14 protein-coding genes and 1 pseudogene are annotated in these 16,255 nt (G+C 48.9%); 12 read left to right on the top strand and 3 right to left on the bottom strand.

The features are described 5' to 3' along the window. Positions 1-235: 235 nt before the first annotated feature. The 3 genes from D0S45_03310 to D0S45_03300 all read left to right on the top strand — a co-directional run bounded on the left by D0S45_03310 (position 236) and on the right by D0S45_03300 (position 3,734). The gene (locus D0S45_03310) at positions 236-928 is read left to right on the top strand and encodes an ATP-binding cassette domain-containing protein (GenBank protein TIH19222.1); all 693 of its coding nucleotides are present in this window, start codon (positions 236-238) and stop codon (positions 926-928) included. Then, the gene (fetB, locus tag D0S45_03305) at positions 925-1,722 is read left to right on the top strand and encodes an iron export ABC transporter permease subunit FetB (GenBank protein ID TIH19221.1); all 798 of its coding nucleotides are present in this window, start codon (positions 925-927) and stop codon (positions 1,720-1,722) included. The genes D0S45_03310 and fetB overlap by 4 nt, the downstream gene beginning before the upstream one ends. A 74-nt stretch (positions 1,723-1,796) precedes the next feature. Continuing rightward, complete coding sequence (locus D0S45_03300; GenBank protein TIH19220.1) at positions 1,797-3,734, top strand: diguanylate cyclase; 1,938 nt, start codon at positions 1,797-1,799, stop codon at positions 3,732-3,734. A gap of 40 nt (positions 3,735-3,774) precedes the next feature. On the opposite strand, the gene D0S45_03295 is transcribed toward D0S45_03300, so the two are convergent. Together D0S45_03295 and D0S45_03290 are read right to left on the bottom strand one after the other, a co-directional pair. Further along, positions 3,775-5,802: a methyl-accepting chemotaxis protein gene (locus D0S45_03295; protein TIH19219.1), complete on the bottom strand. Its 2,028-nt coding sequence runs from the start codon at positions 5,800-5,802 to the stop codon at positions 3,775-3,777. Positions 5,803-6,070: 268 nt separating this feature from the next. After that, positions 6,071-6,214 (bottom strand): annotated as a pseudogene (locus D0S45_03290) (antibiotic biosynthesis monooxygenase). An 851-nt stretch (positions 6,215-7,065) separates the two neighbouring features. Between D0S45_03290 and D0S45_03285 the strand changes: the two are divergent. From D0S45_03285 to D0S45_03250, 8 genes are all read left to right on the top strand, one after another. Further along, positions 7,066-7,542 carry a cytochrome C gene (locus D0S45_03285; GenBank protein TIH19218.1) on the top strand — a complete coding sequence of 159 codons (477 nt, stop codon included), beginning with the start codon at positions 7,066-7,068 and terminating at the stop codon, positions 7,540-7,542. Positions 7,543-7,547: 5 nt separating this feature from the next. Further along, on the top strand, positions 7,548-8,693 hold the full coding sequence (locus D0S45_03280) for a 4Fe-4S dicluster domain-containing protein (GenBank protein TIH19217.1): 1,146 nt from the start codon (positions 7,548-7,550) through the stop codon (positions 8,691-8,693). A gap of 180 nt (positions 8,694-8,873) precedes the next feature. Continuing rightward, the gene (locus tag D0S45_03275; protein TIH19216.1) at positions 8,874-9,845 is read left to right on the top strand and encodes an RnfABCDGE type electron transport complex subunit D; all 972 of its coding nucleotides are present in this window, start codon (positions 8,874-8,876) and stop codon (positions 9,843-9,845) included. A 3-nt stretch (positions 9,846-9,848) separates the two neighbouring features. Further along, complete coding sequence (locus D0S45_03270) at positions 9,849-10,418, top strand: RnfABCDGE type electron transport complex subunit G (protein TIH19215.1); 570 nt, start codon at positions 9,849-9,851, stop codon at positions 10,416-10,418. A 9-nt stretch (positions 10,419-10,427) separates the two neighbouring features. Then, the gene (locus D0S45_03265; GenBank protein TIH19214.1) at positions 10,428-11,114 is read left to right on the top strand and encodes an electron transport complex subunit E; all 687 of its coding nucleotides are present in this window, start codon (positions 10,428-10,430) and stop codon (positions 11,112-11,114) included. A gap of 14 nt (positions 11,115-11,128) precedes the next feature. Then, a complete protein-coding gene (locus D0S45_03260; GenBank protein ID TIH19213.1) occupies positions 11,129-11,704 on the top strand; it encodes an electron transport complex protein RnfA in 576 nt (191 codons plus the stop codon). A 27-nt stretch (positions 11,705-11,731) separates the two neighbouring features. Further along, positions 11,732-13,846: a 4Fe-4S dicluster domain-containing protein gene (locus tag D0S45_03255; GenBank protein ID TIH19212.1), complete on the top strand. Its 2,115-nt coding sequence runs from the start codon at positions 11,732-11,734 to the stop codon at positions 13,844-13,846. 12 nt (positions 13,847-13,858) lie between these two features. Continuing rightward, positions 13,859-14,872: an FAD:protein FMN transferase gene (locus tag D0S45_03250; GenBank protein ID TIH19211.1), complete on the top strand. Its 1,014-nt coding sequence runs from the start codon at positions 13,859-13,861 to the stop codon at positions 14,870-14,872. Between the two features lie 342 nt (positions 14,873-15,214). Here the strand turns inward: D0S45_03250 and D0S45_03245 are convergent, their stop codons facing one another. Further along, positions 15,215-15,661 carry an isoprenylcysteine carboxylmethyltransferase family protein gene (locus tag D0S45_03245; protein ID TIH19210.1) on the bottom strand — a complete coding sequence of 149 codons (447 nt, stop codon included), beginning with the start codon at positions 15,659-15,661 and terminating at the stop codon, positions 15,215-15,217. A gap of 122 nt (positions 15,662-15,783) precedes the next feature. Here D0S45_03245 and D0S45_03240 point away from each other — a divergent pair, with 122 nt between their 5' ends. Next, positions 15,784-16,233 (top strand): MarR family transcriptional regulator, encoded by a 450-nt coding sequence (locus D0S45_03240; GenBank protein TIH19209.1) that lies wholly within the window; start codon positions 15,784-15,786, stop codon positions 16,231-16,233. The last annotated feature ends 22 nt before the right edge of the window (positions 16,234-16,255 follow it).

Genomic DNA, 16,255 nt, shown 5'->3' with positions numbered 1-16,255 from the left:
AAGATATATCCGAGCCGGACCTTTGGCAACCGTTTCTGTTTCTCATGTGTTCTGAAACTATTGCGTTAGCGGGGTGGAATATAATATCTATGTGGTGAAATCCATGGTCAGAAATTACTAATTGATTACATTTGCAGCTGAGACGTAAACTTAAAGATGGTTGTACGTTTGGTTATTTCCAAATACTTATAGCGGGTCCTGACCCACAATCGTGAATGCATTACGGAGCTGCAAAGTGAATATACCCCTCAAAGAGGATTCCGCCGGAGAGATTCCTGTTCTTGAATTTAAAGATGTCTCTTTTATCTGGCCGGGCGGTAAGGGATTGCGTGATGTCTCTTTTGCCGTGCCTGCGGGGCAGTTTGTGCTTATTTCCGGACCTTCCGGTGCCGGGAAGTCCACCCTGCTGCGTTTAGCTGTGCGGTTGGAGGAGGCCGGACAGGGGGATATCCTCCTAAAAGGTGAGTCCATTCAGTCCATCTATCCCCCGGAGTTGCGGACGAAGATCGGGTTTGTGCAGCAGACTCCCACTGTGTTGCCCGGTACAGTACGTGATAATTTGCTCATGCCGTTTACTTTTAATGTCAGAAAAGATGTGGATGTGCCTTCTGATGAAGAACTTCAGAGATGGCTGGAAAGGGTAGGTCTTGGGGAAGTCTTATTCGATAGTGAAGCATCGGACCTTTCCGTGGGGCAGTGTCAGCGTCTTTGCCTGGTCCGGTCGGTTCTGCCTAGACCCGTGGCTATTTGTTTCGATGAACCCACCAGTGCTCTTGACCGGGAAAGCCGGGAGCGGGTGGAGAGGATTGCCGAAGAGCTGGCGGCTGAAGGGATCACTGTACTCATGGTCAATCATACCAGCTACCATCCCAGCTGTCCGCACATGCATCTTACTGTTTCCGATGGCAGGGTGGAGGTGCTCTCATGAACAGTGCCTTTATTTCCATAACCTGGGCGCAGTTGCTTATTGCCTTGAGCCTTGTCTCCGTTTCCGGGGCCGTCTCCATTTATTATAAGCTCAAACTGGAAAAGGATCTGGCAGTGGGGGTGCTGCGTTCCTTTGTGCAGCTGCTAACCATGGGCTATCTGCTCAAGATTTTGTTCGGGTTAAACAGTGCCGTGTTGGTAATGGCTCTTTATCTGGTTATGACCATTTTTTCAGTCCATATCATCCACGGGCGGGTTAAGGAGAAGAATATCTCTTACCTCATGCCTACCGGACTGGCGGTCATGTTCAGTTATTCGTTGGTCACCATTTTGGTTACCAAAGTGGTTATCGGTGCCCAGCCATGGTGGGACCCGCAGTATTTTATTCCCATTGGCGGTATGATCGCGGGAAATTCTATGAATTCACTGGCCCTTTCACTTGAAAGGTTTTTCTCCGAACTCAAAAGCCGCAGAGCTGAGGTGGAAATGTTGCTTTGCCTCGGGGCGGATTACAAGGAAGCTACTGCTGAGATCTTTCGCGATGCCCTGCGCGCGGGAATGATCCCGGCCATCAATTCCCTGATGGGGGTAGGGCTGGTTTTTCTACCCGGTATGATGACCGGGCAGATTTTGGCCGGGGCCGACCCTGAAGAAGCGGTCCGTTATCAGATTGTGGTCATGTTCATGCTGGTCTCATCCACGGCTCTTTCATCCATCATTGTTCTTTTGTTGGTTCGTAAACGTTGTTTTTCGTCTGCAATGAATCTTCTTATTGGAAGGAAAGCTGGTAAATAAGTAAAAAGTTGGTGCTTATTTCAGTGATTGTGTATGGTTTTTAGTACAGTAGTCATTGTTTTAAAGGGGGAGAAGTGTTTTATTTAAGTGAGAAGTTTCAGGAATTATTTGCCAGTAAAAGTCTCTGCTCTCAATTTATATCAGTTTCTCCCGATGCTGTAGTCATAACAGACCAGGACGGAACCGTACTTGGTGGGAATTTTAGGGCCGCAGAACTATTTGGTTATATCGACAAAACCGCCATTCCTCCCAATGCTAGTGATTGTTATAGGTTTCGCGAGGACCGGTCTCGAATGATCGATTTACTTTCCTCTGGACAGCATGTGCAGGATTTCGAGACTAAATTGTTGGACCGGAGTGGTAGTGTTTTCGAAGCCTGTATAAGTGCTTCCATTATGGACGTTGAGGGATTCAGGGTACTCGTTTCCATTATCAGGGATATTTCAGAGCGTAAGAAAGCTGAGGCAAGGGTACTGGAGGGTGAGAAGAAAGCTCGTTTGAACGAGATCAGGTTTGAAGCCCTTTCGTCACTGGCCAGCATGGCCGAGGCCCCTCTGAATAAGCTTTATGATTTTGCTCTGGAGGCTGCGGTCAGAATCACCAGAAGTGAGATCGGTTATATTTATTTTGTTAATGAAGATAAATCAGAACTCAGGCTGTATGCCTGGTCTCGCAGTGTCATGCCCCAGTGTTCGGTTGAGTCTATTCCTGATATTTATAATGTGGAGGATGTTGGGGTCTGGGGGGAGGCCATCAGGCAACGCCGTCCTATGATTCTTAATGATTACGGCGCGTGTGAAGCTAAGAGGGGACTTCCTAAAGGACATGTCCCCATCAACAGGCATATGAATGTTCCGGTTTTTGATGATGGCGAAATAGTGCTTCTCGTGGGTGTTGGAAACAAGGAAGATGAATACTCTAATGAGGACGTGCGCCAACTGAGCCTGCTTATGGAAGGTATGTGGAATATCGTTCGCCGCAAACAGTCGGACGAAGCTTTACGAGAGGCTTATGAGGAGATGGAAGGCAAAGTGGAGGAGCGTACCGGGGAGTTGCGGCGTGCCCTTGGCGATTTAAGACATGTCAATTCGGCAATGGCACATGAAGTGGGACAGCGCAGGTTGGCCGAAAGAAGGCTGCTTCAATTCGAAAGCCTTGTTGAGCTTAGCCCTGATTTAGTTGCTCTGATCGACTCTGATTATCGTTATGTGATGGTTAACGAGTCGTATGTTACATTTTTCGATAAACCCAAAGTTTTTTTTCTTGGCAAGCAGGTATGTGATATTACAGGAAGAGATGTTTTTGAGGCCCGTACTAAAGACCTGATTGATTCTGCGTTTGCGGGACAGACTACTGGGTTTGAAGCATGGATAGATTTACCGCTGGTTGGCAAACGTTATTTTTCAGTTACCTACCATCCTGTTGATTCGTCAATTGGCGAGGATAGGCTGGTCAGCATTACCGCCCATGATATTACTGTACAGAAAGAGATGTTCGAAGAGGTTAAAAGACTTGCCAGCACCGATCCTTTGACCGGGGCCAACAACAGACGGTTTTTCATGGATCGGGCTGAGACCGAGCTGGACCGGCTGACCCGGTACGGCGGCGAGCTTTACCTCATGATGCTGGACATCGATCATTTTAAGAATGTCAATGATACCTATGGGCATAGCGTGGGGGATGTGGTTCTCAAAGAATTTGTCAAATGCTGTTCTGACACCTTACGTACATCAGATGTGTTCGGGCGGCTCGGGGGAGAAGAGTTCGCGGCCCTGCTGGTTCACGGCAGGGTGGATTCAGCCATTCAGGTAGCGGAAAGATTGCGTAAGGCAATTGAGAATCTGGAGGTCCGCTCCGGAGAACATGTCGTAAGATTTACCGTAAGCATCGGCCTAACAATGGTTTGCGCTGATGAAGATATTGAAACTGCCCTGAAGCATGCTGATAAGTGTCTATATCAGGCTAAGGCAGAGGGACGGAATAAGGTTGTGTCGTATTGTTCAACTAGCTGATTAAAAAGAGGCCGGTGCGTGAAAACGCACCGGCCGTATTTTATGCAGATTTCATATCATCGATAATGGATTTGAGTTGCTGGGCCTGCGCAGCGAGGTCGGATACCGCCTCTGCTGATTGGCGCATGGCACTGTTTGTTTCAGTTGAGATATTGTTGATTTCATCCACAGCCCGGTTGATCTGCTCTGAAGTGGCGGACTGTTCCTCACATGCTGCTGCTATTCCCTGAATTTGTTCCGAAACCGCATCGGTCAGTGAGAGGATTTCGCTAAGTGAGCTCCCGGCGTTTTTAGCCATTTCGGAAACATTACCGATTTCCTGAACAGTATTGGAACACTGGCCCATGCTCAGTTTTGTGCCACGCTGGATTTCGCCAATTGCTGATTCAACTTCATTGGTTGCAGTCATGGTTTTTTCCGCCAGCTTGCGGACTTCATCTGCTACGACAGCGAATCCACGTCCGGCCTCCCCGGCCCGAGCAGCCTCAATGGCAGCGTTAAGGGCCAGCAAGTTAGTCTGATCGGCAATGTCAGAGATCACGTCGATGATCTGCCCGATTTTTTCAGCACTTACACCAAGCTCCCCCATTTCTTTTTCAAGGGCTTCGGAATATTCATGAACCACATCAATTCCAGAGAGCATCTGCTTGACCACACCGGCACCGTTGGTAGCATTTTCACTGGCATCGCCGGCTGTTGCAGATGCTTCGCCCGAGCTGCGGGCCACTTCAAGTACGGAAGCGTTCATCTGTTCCATGGCGGTGGCTGTTTCCCCGGTCCTTTGGCTCTGCATGTCGGACCCGGTTGCCGACTGTTCAATCTGGGCGGAAAGTTCTTCAGAAGCCGTTGAGATTATTTCGACAACATCTTCAAGCTCGCGGGCAGCCTGCAACATGCCTTCTCGTTTAGCATTTTCCGCTTCTTTGCGTGCTTCTTCTGCTTCAAGTGTAGCCTGTTGCGCTTTTTCCGTTTCTTCAGCTGCAAGGCGGGTTTGTTCGTTTGCTTCGCTGATTTTATCCTTGAGGGTGACAACCATGGCGTTTAGGTCATTCGCCAGCACTCCCACTTCATCGCGGGTTTTGATTTCAAGGACATGGTCGAGATCGCCTTCTGCAACACGGGTAGCGTACTTGGTGGCCTCGACGATGGGTTGGGACATTGACCTTGCATACAGCCACGCTGCAAGCATGATGAGCGGCAGGATGACGGCGATGACCATCAGCGAGGACGTTTTTACATTATTCTGGGCGGCGATCATGGTTTCAATAGGCATTCCAATGAACCACATCCCGATATTTTTGCCGTCCACGCCTTTAATGGGCCAGTAGGCTGTCTGATAATCAATTCCTAGGATGTTGTTACGGGCAAGAAAGGTTTGGCCCTGATCAATTACAGTTGCAGTAACCTTCCGGTTAGTCATCTTTGTGCCTACGGCCCGACGTCCATTTTTGATGATAGTCGTCATTTCTCGGGTATCACCCTTAAATACAGTCACCTCGAGGTCGGAGAAATTTTTTACATCGTCGACGAAGTCTTTGTCTGAGAGGGATGTCCCAAGGGAAATTGTTCCGATAACTTTACCATTCTCCTTGATCGGTGCAGTTGCCCGCAGGGAAAAGGGAATTTCTTTACCCCTGATGATTCCTGATGTTACCCCACCACGCAATGCTTTGCTCACGGTTTTTTGAGATTGGGCATTATCCCCGAAGCTGCTGGCATGGGCACGACCAAGAACTACGCCGTTTGCATCCGTCAGGGTCAGGAATTCGGATTCTGTTTCCTGCATAAGGGTGCGGAGGTGTTTCTGTAACTCTTCAGAGCTGCCCAGCTTGATGGAATGGATAAGGTCAATGTCCCGGGCCATTAATTCCGCTTTTTCCCGGAATCCTTTGGATAAGCTGTCAATATGGCGGTCAACAACTTTTTTCATGGTGGAAATGTTGCGGATCGATTCTTTGGAAAATCCTTCGCCAACATAATGGTTAACAGTCAGGAAGATTGATGTGGCTGTTAACAATGCAATAACCACTGCCATCAATACTATCTTGTTTCGGATTGAAAAAGTCATGACACCCTTTTTGATTATAAATACTTTGTTCCCTTTACCAAAAGCAATCCCTCCCCAGAGATCCTTTTGAGCCTCTCTCCAATACTATAATGCGTGCATAATTATGCCTGTGTCGACATATTTATTTCTAGTCTATATCATTATATAGATTGTTGAGATAGGAGCAATTATAAAATATGAGCGTGTTTTGACACATTCAGTACGAAAGTCCTCGTTAATCTGCAAAGTATAGTGAGAAATCTTTCAAGAGTGATAGAATTAAGACCTAGTCTTCATCTGCAAGGCTTTGAAATATTTCAATTGAGATAAAGTCTTGGCGGTTATTTAGGAAAGATTTAACTTTCGTTGCTATCTTCAAATATCCATCTTCACCAACTTCCTTTGGGGAAACTTCTAATATTACTGCATCCATATGTTCTGTCCTGAACAAAGTTGCCGATTGTTCGCTTTAGCTTTGCTTATTTAGCGCCGTTCCGAATTTTCAGATAAATAATTTTCGAATTATGTCTTCAAAATGATTATCTACCTTATATTATTGGTAAATAATTTAGAATGTGATCTTTTTAATAGTCGAGTGTCTTGAAAAAAAGACTATTATTGGCGTCTGCTTTACGCTGTTAATAACCTTTATATCAGGTGTTTATCTCGTCGTGTCTTGTATTTCGGACTCTTGTTTTTCAGACTTTGTGCAAAAAAGCACAAAAAAGAAGAGAGGCAAAGTTCGTCGTAAATTATAATATTTTTTTCACAATGTTTAATGGGAACTGTTAAGTTTATCTATTTCAGTGTGTTGAGTGGTTAAAATAATTTTTGAAATAGGTTTTTATAAAATCGTGGTATAGTATTTGCTTACTTACATGAGCTGAATGAATACTCAATTGTCTCCGGCACTTGCTACTCAGATGTCGGTGGTTTCAGGCAATTGTTTTTGGCTCTGGTCTTTGGTTAGTAGGCTATTTCCTACTTGACCGAAATGGTATTTTTTGGAAAGGGTTACTCCGAAATAGATACTGAATGATTGACCAATCACTAGCTGCCTTCGTGGCTCTTCTTTCGCTTTGTGCTTTTCCCAAAAGGTGCAGGAAGAGGGCCGCGGGGGCGGACTGAATCTTTCTTAAAGGCTGTGGGTAGAGGGTTCCATACACTTTTTAAAGATTTACCGGAGGATGAAACTGCAAATTGATGCATAGGTTTTGCTTCTAATCGGTAGTTTCCGGCCTTTGTGCCTTAATCTTGAATCTTTCTAAATTAAGGATGATCCGTTTGAAGAACAGATATATTCCAATAACTTTAATTGTTGCTGTCTTGTCCGTTGCGGCTATAGCCGGGTTTCTTTTTCCGCCAACAGTGCAGGAAAATCCGGCCCGTGTTGTTCTGGATAACAGTGGCGGTAGGGTGATTTTTACTCATTTTGTCCATGCGGACGAGTATGGTTACGAATGCTCTGACTGTCACCATGATGACATCGGTCAGGAAAGACCGATAGCCTGCGGAAGCTGCCATCCGGTTGCTTTTGATGCCAAGTTCAGGGCTGACCATCAGAAGAGCTTTCCCAGTGAGGAAGCGTGTCTGCGTTGTCATGATGACGTTCCCACAGGCCCTCTCGAAGAAGAGGATAAGCCTGATACCGAGAGCATTCCCTTGCGGGCTGAAGCTTTCCACGCTCAGTGCATGGACTGTCACGAGAGTGACGGAGGCCCCTACGGTGAAGACTCCTGTTACGATTGCCATGCGAGGTAGGTCTCATGCTTAGAATACATTATTCCCTCGAATCTGAAGTTCAGAACACAATTTCAGACATCACTGCGCCTGCGGAACTTAATATTTCCATGCGCAATAAGATCCTGAAGATCAAGAAAGGCCAGAAGCTGGCCGCCGGTGAACTCCTTGCCGAACGTCCATCTAAATATGGTGCTGCCTGTAGCGCGGCCCTTTCCGGTAAGGCCACCAAGGTAAACTATCACCACCTGACCATCAAATCCGATGGCGGTGAAGAGAGTGTTGAGCCGATAGATATCAAATCCATGGGACCCGGTAAGGAGTTGCTGCGTACTTTGCAGGAGCTTGGCCTAAACATTGCCGCGCTTTCCTCTCATGCTGATAATCTGGTCATCAACGGGCTTAATCCTGAACCGGGTATTACTGTGGCCGAACAGCTGCTCAAGGATGAAAAAAGAACCCTTGATGCGGGTCTGCGTCTTGCCGAATCATTGATCAATCCGGTTAATACCGTTCTCGCTGTTGCCGCCGGTTCTTCATACGAACTTGCCGGAGCAGAGCGGGTGACTGTTAAGCCCAAGTATCCGAATTCACTTGACGCACTTGTGGTCAAGAAAGTCACCGGAAAGGAATTTCCCGATGACACCAAGGTTTTGAGCGTAATGGACCTCTACAATATCGGTAGAGTGGTTGAGACCGGAATGCCGGTGACCGACACCGTCATGACCATTAATGGTAAGAACTACCGGGTGCTCTTCGGGACCCCCGTTCGCCACATCTGTGCTGAACTGGATATCGACATCAAGTCCGGCGATAAGGTCGTTCTCGACGGTCCTTTCCGCGGCGAAGCTATCTACAGTCTTGATGAAGGGGTTAAGAAGGGCGATTACGGCCTTTTCGTAATTCCGGCGGGTACATTCCCGTCCATTCAAGACGCAACCTGCATTAACTGCGGCGAATGTGTACTCAGCTGTCCGGCCCGTATTCAGCCTAACATGCTCAGTCGTTACGCCGAGTATGAGATGTTTGAAATGGCTGAGAAGCACAACCTGCACAGCTGTTTTGAATGCGGTCTCTGTTCCTTCAACTGTACGGTCAGACGTCCCATTCTTCAGTACATCCGCTTTGCCAAGGATCAGCTCCTGGTCAGTGGTCAGGCAGAGAAGAGTTAAAGGCAGTTTGTTGCGCTTCGCGCTTTTGTTGATTTGATTTCGCCTCCGGCGCGCAGAAGGACTAAGCCCCTCTGCACTCCCTAATTAAAATTGGGGTTACTGGAATCTAAATATTGATTGAATAATCATACAGGGTTCAGCCGGATTGCGGTTAAACATACAAGTTTCAAGGGTTAAAATATGACTCCTCCAGTAATTAAAGCAATGTCCGACATTGCGGTCAGACTTACGGTTTCGCCTGCTCCTCACTGGCGCAGCAAGCGTACCGTGGAGAAGATGATGCAGTATCATCTTCTGGCTCTGGTTCCCGCATTGCTCATGGCTTTCAATATGTTCGGCCTGCCCGCTCTTGCGACTGTGGGTATTGCCGGAACCGCTGCCGTTCTTGCCGAGGTAATCTGCCTCCGCATGCAGGAACGCGACGTTAACGTCGATAACTACACCGCACTTTACGAAGGTATCCTTTTCGCCTTCCTGTTGCCCGCCGGTGCTCCTTGGTGGCTGGTGGCTTGCGGCGCAATCCTGACCATCGTCATGGGCCGTACCGTTTTTGGTGGCTTCGGCTCCAACCCGATCTGTGCGCCTCTGGTTGCATGGGCATTCTGTCGCCTCTCCTGGCCTGCTGCCATGGATGTTGATGCGAACCTCGCCCATTTTATGATCAACGCGCCTCTGGATCAGCTTAAGTACTTCGGCTTCGATACTCTTGAGCAGTTCAACTACATGGATCTCTTCCTCGGTAAGCAGCTTGGCGGACTGGGCGCATCCCAGATCATTGCCGTACTGGCCGGGGGGCTTTTCCTCATCGCTACCGGCTGGGTGCGTTTTTTCATCCCCGCAGCGTTCCTCGTGGGCGTGGCCGTTACCGCATCCATCTTCTGGATGATCGATCCTGAAATGTATGCCAACCCGCTTTTTCATCTGCTGACCGGATCAGTAATGTTCGGAGCCTTCTTTCTCGCTCCCGATGTTGCTTCCAGCCCGGTGGGTGTGATTCCGCAGGTTCTCTTCGGGCTTATTGCCGGGACCATGGTTATCATTATCCGGGTCTACGGCGTTTATCCCGACGGTGTGCCTTTTGCCATCATGGTGGCAAACCTGCTTACCCCCCTGCTGGACCGCGTGCGTCCCAAACCTTTCGGAGGCAAGTAAGTCATGCGCGAAATACTTCATATGCTCGTGGTCCTCTCCATCATCTGTGCCACTTCCGGTGCGGTGTTGGTTAACCTGAAGCAGGCCACCAAATCCCAGATCGAACAGCAGGTCCTGACCTATGTGCAGGGGCCCGCATTGCTTTCGGTTCTCGATAATCGCGACAACGATCCCATCAAGGAACGTGTAAAAATAAAAGATGTGACCGTCTTCCCGGCCATGAAGGACGGCAAGCTGGTCGGCATCGCACTTGAGGCCTTTGCTCCCGGTTATTCCGGCGATATCGGCGTCATGGTCGGCTTTAATGTGGATGATGATGAGCTGCTTGGTATCGGCATCACCACCCAGACCGAAACTCCCGGTCTCGGCGACAAGATCATGAATCCGTCCTTTACCGGTAAGTTCACAGGTCATGGCCTTGATTCAATGCAGGTTTCTGCAAAGGGCGGAGACATCGATTCTATCGCCGGGGCAACTTACTCTTCTGTGGGTACTGTTGACGCTGTGCGTAAGGCCATCGAGGTTTACCAGTCCATCAAGCCCGAGATAACCAATATCTGGAAGAACTCTTAAGGAGAAACCATGAGCCGTTTAGTAAAAGAATTTGCAAAAGGACTCTGGGACGAGCTTCCTCCGTTCAGGGTTCTGTTGGGACTCTGTCCCGTATTGGCTGTTACTTCCTCTGCGGAGAACGGTCTCGGCATGGGAATGGCGGTAATCTTTGTACTGACCATGTCTAACCTGATCATTTCCAGCATCAGAAAAATAATTCCTGCGAAAGTTCGTATCGCCTGTTTCATCGTTATCACCGCATCGCTGGTTGTTACGGTTGAGCTGCTTATGCAGGCTTACGCATATCCGCTTTACCAGAAGCTGGGCATTTTTGTTCCGCTTATTGTTGTTAACTGCCTGATCCTCGGTCGAGCCGAAGCTTTTGCTTCCAAGAACGGAGTGATCCTCTCCATTGCCGACGCTCTTGGTATGGGAATCGGTTTTGCCGCCTCCCTGACTTTCCTCGGTGCTCTCCGTGAAATTCTTGGTGTCGGAACCGTGTTCGGTATTCCGGTCATGTGGGATTCCTTTAATCCCGCAGGTTTCATGGTTATGGCTCCCGGTGCTTTTGTCGGCCTCGGTGTCATCCTTGCCGGTATGAATGCCTTCAACAGGTACCAGAGCCGCAAGCGTGGTGAGACCCCGCCCGATGTAATGAATTCCTCCTGCGCCTCCTGCGGTGCTTGTGGCGGAATCGAAAACCTCAAGGATAAATAGGGGAGAGTGGTAAAATGGAATACTTCCTGCTTTTTATCTCCGCCATTTTCATCAACAACATCGTACTTGTTCAGTATCTTGGTGCATGTCCCTTCATGGGAACCTCCAAGTCCAGCGATGTTGCTCTCGGAATGGGTGGAGCGGTTATATTTGTTACCCTGATGGCAACCGCCATTACCTGGCCTCTGCACCAGTATATACTCATCCCTTGCGGCATCGAGTACCTCCAGACCATCGTTTTTATTTTGGTCATTGCGTCGCTGGTACAGTTTGTTGAGATGTTCCTTAAAAAGGTTATCCCGCCTCTGTACAAGTCTCTGGGACTCTTCCTTCCGTTGATCACCACCAACTGTGCGGTGCTCGGTGTGGCGATTATGGTTCAGCGTAATGAATATTCTTTCATCAAGTCCATGATGTATGGGCTGGCTTCCGGTATCGGATTCCTCATTGCGCTGGTTATCATTTCGTCCATTCGTGAACGTCTGGACATTGCTCCGGTTCCCCATGTTTTCAGAGGCGTACCCATCGCCTTGATCATGGCGGGGATCATGTCTCTGGCCTTTTATGCCTTTCAGGGCATGGCTGCTTAACAGGGTAAGCAAGGAGAATATTTAGTTATGGTTACTTCTTCTATATTGGTCCTATTCCTACTCGGTCTAACCGCCGCGGCCATATTGGCTGCCGCATCCAAAGTTTTGCATGTGGAGGAAGACCCCCGCATTGCTGAAGTCGAAGGGTGTTTTCCCGGTGCTAACTGCGGTGGTTGCGGATACCCCGGTTGTTCCGCTGCTGCGGGCGCGATTGTAAAGGGCGAAGCCGCTCCTGAAATCTGCGTTGCCGGTGGTCCTGAGATTGCCGAAAACATTGCGTCTATCATGGGGCTTGAAGCTTCCTTCAAGGAACCCAAGATTGCCAACAATATCTGCACCGGCGGTTCCCGTGCAAATTTGCTCTTCGAGTACGAAGGTGTTGAAGATTGTCGCGCTGAAGCTTTGCTTTACGGCGGAGAAAAATCCTGCGGCCTCGGTTGTCTCGGTCTTGCGTCCTGCGTAAAGGTCTGCGGCTTTGACGCCATCCGCCTCAACGAAGAGGGCGTGCCTGTTGTAGACATGAACGCCTGCGTTTCCTGCGGTAAGTGCGCTGAAGTCTGCCCCACCGGAGCCATCCGTGTCAGCGGCATGACCATGGACCTGCTCCATCTCAACAAGATCGACGATTGTCTGGCTCCCTGCATGCAGAAATGCCCGGCTCAGATTGACGTTCGTACCTATATTAACCAGATGAAAAACGGCGATATGCGTGGCGCGTTGCTGACCATGAAAGAACGCAACCCGCTTCCGCTGGCTGTGGGCCGTCTTTGTCCCGCACCTTGCGAAACCATCTGCCGTCGTAATATCGCTGACGATGGTGTGGCTATTCACACTCTGCATCGTTTCGTAGCTGACTGGGAAATGAATTCCGGCAACCGCGTAAACTTGAACTGCAACCCGCCTTCCGGTCACAAAGTGGCTATCATCGGTGCCGGTCCCGCAGGTCTTTCCGCAGCTTACTTCCTGCGCCGCATCGGTCACGAACCTGTCATCTTTGAAAAGCGCGAGCAGACCGGTGGTATGATGAAGGGAGTTATTCCAGAATACCGTCTGCCTGCCAAGGTAGTAGACTGGGAAGTCCAGACTATTCTCGACCTCGGTGTTGAAGTTAAGAACGGCGTTGAGTTCGGTAAAGATATCACTTTTGAGACCCTTGAGCGCGACGGATTCGAAGCTGTGTTTATTGCAACCGGTGCCTGGAAAGTTCCCGCTCTCGAACTTGAGAATGCCAAGGCTGAAGGGATTATGGACGCGGTTACCTTCCTTGAGGAAGTGGGCAAGTCCATCACCGATCTCAAGGGCAAAAAGATTGTGGTCATTGGCGACACCAATACCGCCATGGACGTTGTGCGTAGTGCCGCTCGTCTCGATTGTGATGTAACCTCTCTGGTAGGCTGCATTCAGCGGAAGATGTCCGCTAACAAGAACGATGTTAAACGCGCTGCCGAATTGGGCAGTGAGCTCCTTTTCCTGACCAAGCCTTCCCGCTTCATCGCAGAGAACGGCAAGGTCAGTGGAGTTGAATATATTGAAGTTCAGTACAAGGACCCCAAGAAGGCTCTTGGTGAACCCCTGCCTGTTGAAGGCACTGAACAGATTGTTGATGCCGATCTGGTTATCGTCGCCACTGACCGTGTGCCCGACATGACCCCCTTTACTGATGCTGAAGGTGAGCTGCTTTTCAAGCTCAACAAGAAGACCAGCGGTATCGATTGCGACAAGACCTCCATGCAGACCAGCATGCCCAACGTATTTGTTGGCGGTGAATTGCATACCGGCCGCTCTATCATTATTCAGGCTGTTGCTGACGGACGTATGGCCGCTCGTGGAATCCACCATTTCGTTACTGAAGGTGAAATTCCCCTGCCAAAAAATCCGCAGCTTCGCGTTATCCCCGAATCCATCCTCAAGAATATGGACGTTACCTACACCATCCCGAGAATTAATGTTCCCGAGATCACTGTTGAGGAACGCAAGTCCACATTCAAAGAAGAAGTTAAAGGCTCCATTGTTTATGAAGCTGCCCGCAAAGAAGGCAGTCGCTGCCTGCGCTGCGGCCTGACCTGCTACGACGCCGAAGCCGGTGCGGAATACGCACAGGATGGTGATGTGCAGAAGTTCAGCGAGCTGGGTAAGGAGTAAAGGGTTTAAATCATGGAAAATGCGGTTAGTCGTTCCTTCGTTAAATCCTTCGGTTCAAAGGCGGCCTCTCTTGCCCATCCTCTGGGTGCGGCAATGAAATTGGCGGATACCCTGCGAATCGGTGACAGGCGGCGCAAGTTCAGTGCGACCCGCTTCCTTATGGGAACGCAGGTCACTGTCGTTGCTCTGCATCTGTCCAAAGATGCGGCTCAGTGTGCTGTGGCTTTGGCTTTTAACGAGATTGAACGTCTTTCCGCAATCTTTGACCGGCATCAGTCCGGCACCCCGGTTTCCCATCTCAATGAAACCGGAAAGCTGAGTGATGTGGCACCCGAACTGCGTGAAGTAATGGAAAAGGCTCAAGGTTTTTACCGTTGTTCAAGCGGAGCATTCGATGCCACGGTTCTGCCTGTTCTGGAAATGCTCCGGGATAACCGGGACTCCAAGGGCAGGTTGCTCCTGAGTCAAAGTGATCTTGATGATGCAATGGCTCTGGTTGGATCTGACTGCCTGAAAGTATCAGAAACAGAAATAAGCTTTAGCAAAAGCTCTATGGCTGTTACTCTTGATGGTATCGGCAGGGGCTACATTGTAGACAGGGCTTCAGATATTCTGGCGGCAAACGGTGTGGAGAATAACTTGATCATTGCAGGCGGGGATATCCGCGCCCGTGGTGAGCGTTCTCCGGGCCAGCCGTGGATTGTTGCCATTGAGGACCCTTCCGGAAGGGGGAGCTATCCTGCGGTTATCAAACTTAGGGATTCTGCTGTAGCCACTTCCGGTGGCTGTAAAGGCTATTTTGATGCCGCGCTTTCTTCACCGCGTCATGGTCATCAGGGTGCCAGTCTTTCGGTAGTAGCTTCCACGGTGATGGAGGCTGATGCGCTTTCTACCTCGGCATTTGTAATGAATCCGAAAGATGCACTTAGTTTTATCAATGCGCAGAAAAAAAGTGAATGCCTGATCTCCGGTTCACCCGGTGTAAAGATGAGTTCCAGTAACTGGGACGCTCTGGTCAGGATTTAAAATATTAATAAAGTCGATTTCGGATGCAGGGAGCCTAAAACCTCCTAAATGAAGGTTCCCCGCACACTGTAAGGGACGGTATTCTCATACCGTTCAGGGCAACAACGCAGTAATTCGAAATACGACAGCCTCATACATGGGATCACCTTGTCCCCATGAAAGCCAAACGGGCTGGAAGCTCACTCTTCCAGCCCGTTACTCATACGGCTTATAAAGCACCATTTATTTCGTTGCTGCAAAAAAGACAGAAACTAGCGTATTAAGATACGCGTCGTTCCTGTCTTTTTTTTGCGCCTCGTATCTGGCACTTTTTAAGCCGTATGAAAAGGTAACGTTAGCAAGTTACAACCAACGTCTTACTTTTAAACAATACTCCTCATATTCTTCGCCGAAAACAGCGATCATACGGCCTTCCTCAAAGGGGATGTAGACCGTTGCCACAATCATAATGAAAAGTATTAGAAATGCCATCCCTACATAGGTTGCGGCTACTAGGGTGGTACCCAGCATGGCCGCGACCATTCCCACGTACATGGGGTTACGGCTGATCTTAAATGGCCCGCTGATCACCAGTTTGTCCGGATCTTTGAAAGTGCTGATGTTTGTCCTTAATTTATTGAACAAAATTGATCCCGAATAGCTGAAAGTCATTCCCGCCACGACTAGGAACCATCCTGTCCAAGCAATATAATCCGGTCTGCTGATGGGAGTGAGGTCAGCAATAGAGGCCATGATGATCATAAAGACGCTAAAGAAAAACAGAAGGGGGGGTAGTGGATAAAATTTCATTTCTTATGCTCCTGTGTTTTGTGTTTAATCCACAAATAAGCTCGGCTGTTAATTTTGTCAACCATGTTGTCAAAACGACATTTGGATTGTCATTCTAAAAAAAATATGCAAACACTGTGACCATGAAATACGCAGACGGTGAAATGCTTCATGGTTTTTTTAAAGCTCTGTTCGGGGCTTGGAAATCAGTAGAGGAAGTGGAAGAGGCCATCCACCTTGAAAGTGGGTTGAGCAAGGCGCAGAAAATAAATCTTGCTCATCTTATTTCGTCAGGACCAATGACCGTATCGGATCTTGCTTTTGCCCGTGGGGTATCTCGGCAGTCGGTTCAAGTGGGGATAACCGCTATGGTTGAGCAGGGACATGTTCAGCTTGTTGATAATCCCCGGCATAAGAAGGCGAAACTGGTAGAGGTGACTGATCATGGCCGGGATTTGTATGAAATGTCAGAGAGAGCTGAAAATGAAATTATCGAAAAGGCATTTCCGGGATTTGATGCGGCTGAGGTGCGCACGGCAACGCGGCTTCTGAAAGATGTGCGGGATAAGCTGGAAACGTTGAATAAGAAGTAGCTGGTGAGGATATCTTGTGGGG

The organism is Marinifilum sp. JC120 (assembly GCA_004923195.1).
Taxonomy (GTDB): Bacteria; Desulfobacterota; Desulfovibrionia; order Desulfovibrionales; family Desulfovibrionaceae; genus Maridesulfovibrio.
This window is presented reverse-complemented; position numbering and strand designations above follow the sequence as displayed.

What these genes read in the sequence shown, in the direction of transcription:
- D0S45_03260 (TIH19213.1), top strand. Translation starts at nt 11,129, where the DNA reads ATGGAATACTTCCTGCTTTTTATCTCCGCCATTTTCATCAACAACATC.
- D0S45_03270 (TIH19215.1), top strand. Translation starts at nt 9,849, where the DNA reads ATGCGCGAAATACTTCATATGCTCGTGGTCCTCTCCATCATCTGTGCC.
- fetB (TIH19221.1), top strand. Translation starts at nt 925, where the DNA reads ATGAACAGTGCCTTTATTTCCATAACCTGGGCGCAGTTGCTTATTGCC.
- D0S45_03255 (TIH19212.1), top strand. Translation starts at nt 11,732, where the DNA reads ATGGTTACTTCTTCTATATTGGTCCTATTCCTACTCGGTCTAACCGCC.
- D0S45_03275 (TIH19216.1), top strand. Translation starts at nt 8,874, where the DNA reads ATGACTCCTCCAGTAATTAAAGCAATGTCCGACATTGCGGTCAGACTT.
- D0S45_03250 (TIH19211.1), top strand. Translation starts at nt 13,859, where the DNA reads ATGGAAAATGCGGTTAGTCGTTCCTTCGTTAAATCCTTCGGTTCAAAG.
- D0S45_03245 (TIH19210.1), bottom strand. Translation starts at nt 15,661, where the DNA reads ATGAAATTTTATCCACTACCCCCCCTTCTGTTTTTCTTTAGCGTCTTT.
- D0S45_03280 (TIH19217.1), top strand. Translation starts at nt 7,548, where the DNA reads ATGCTTAGAATACATTATTCCCTCGAATCTGAAGTTCAGAACACAATT.
- D0S45_03240 (TIH19209.1), top strand. Translation starts at nt 15,784, where the DNA reads ATGAAATACGCAGACGGTGAAATGCTTCATGGTTTTTTTAAAGCTCTG.
- D0S45_03295 (TIH19219.1), bottom strand. Translation starts at nt 5,802, where the DNA reads ATGACTTTTTCAATCCGAAACAAGATAGTATTGATGGCAGTGGTTATT.
- D0S45_03265 (TIH19214.1), top strand. Translation starts at nt 10,428, where the DNA reads ATGAGCCGTTTAGTAAAAGAATTTGCAAAAGGACTCTGGGACGAGCTT.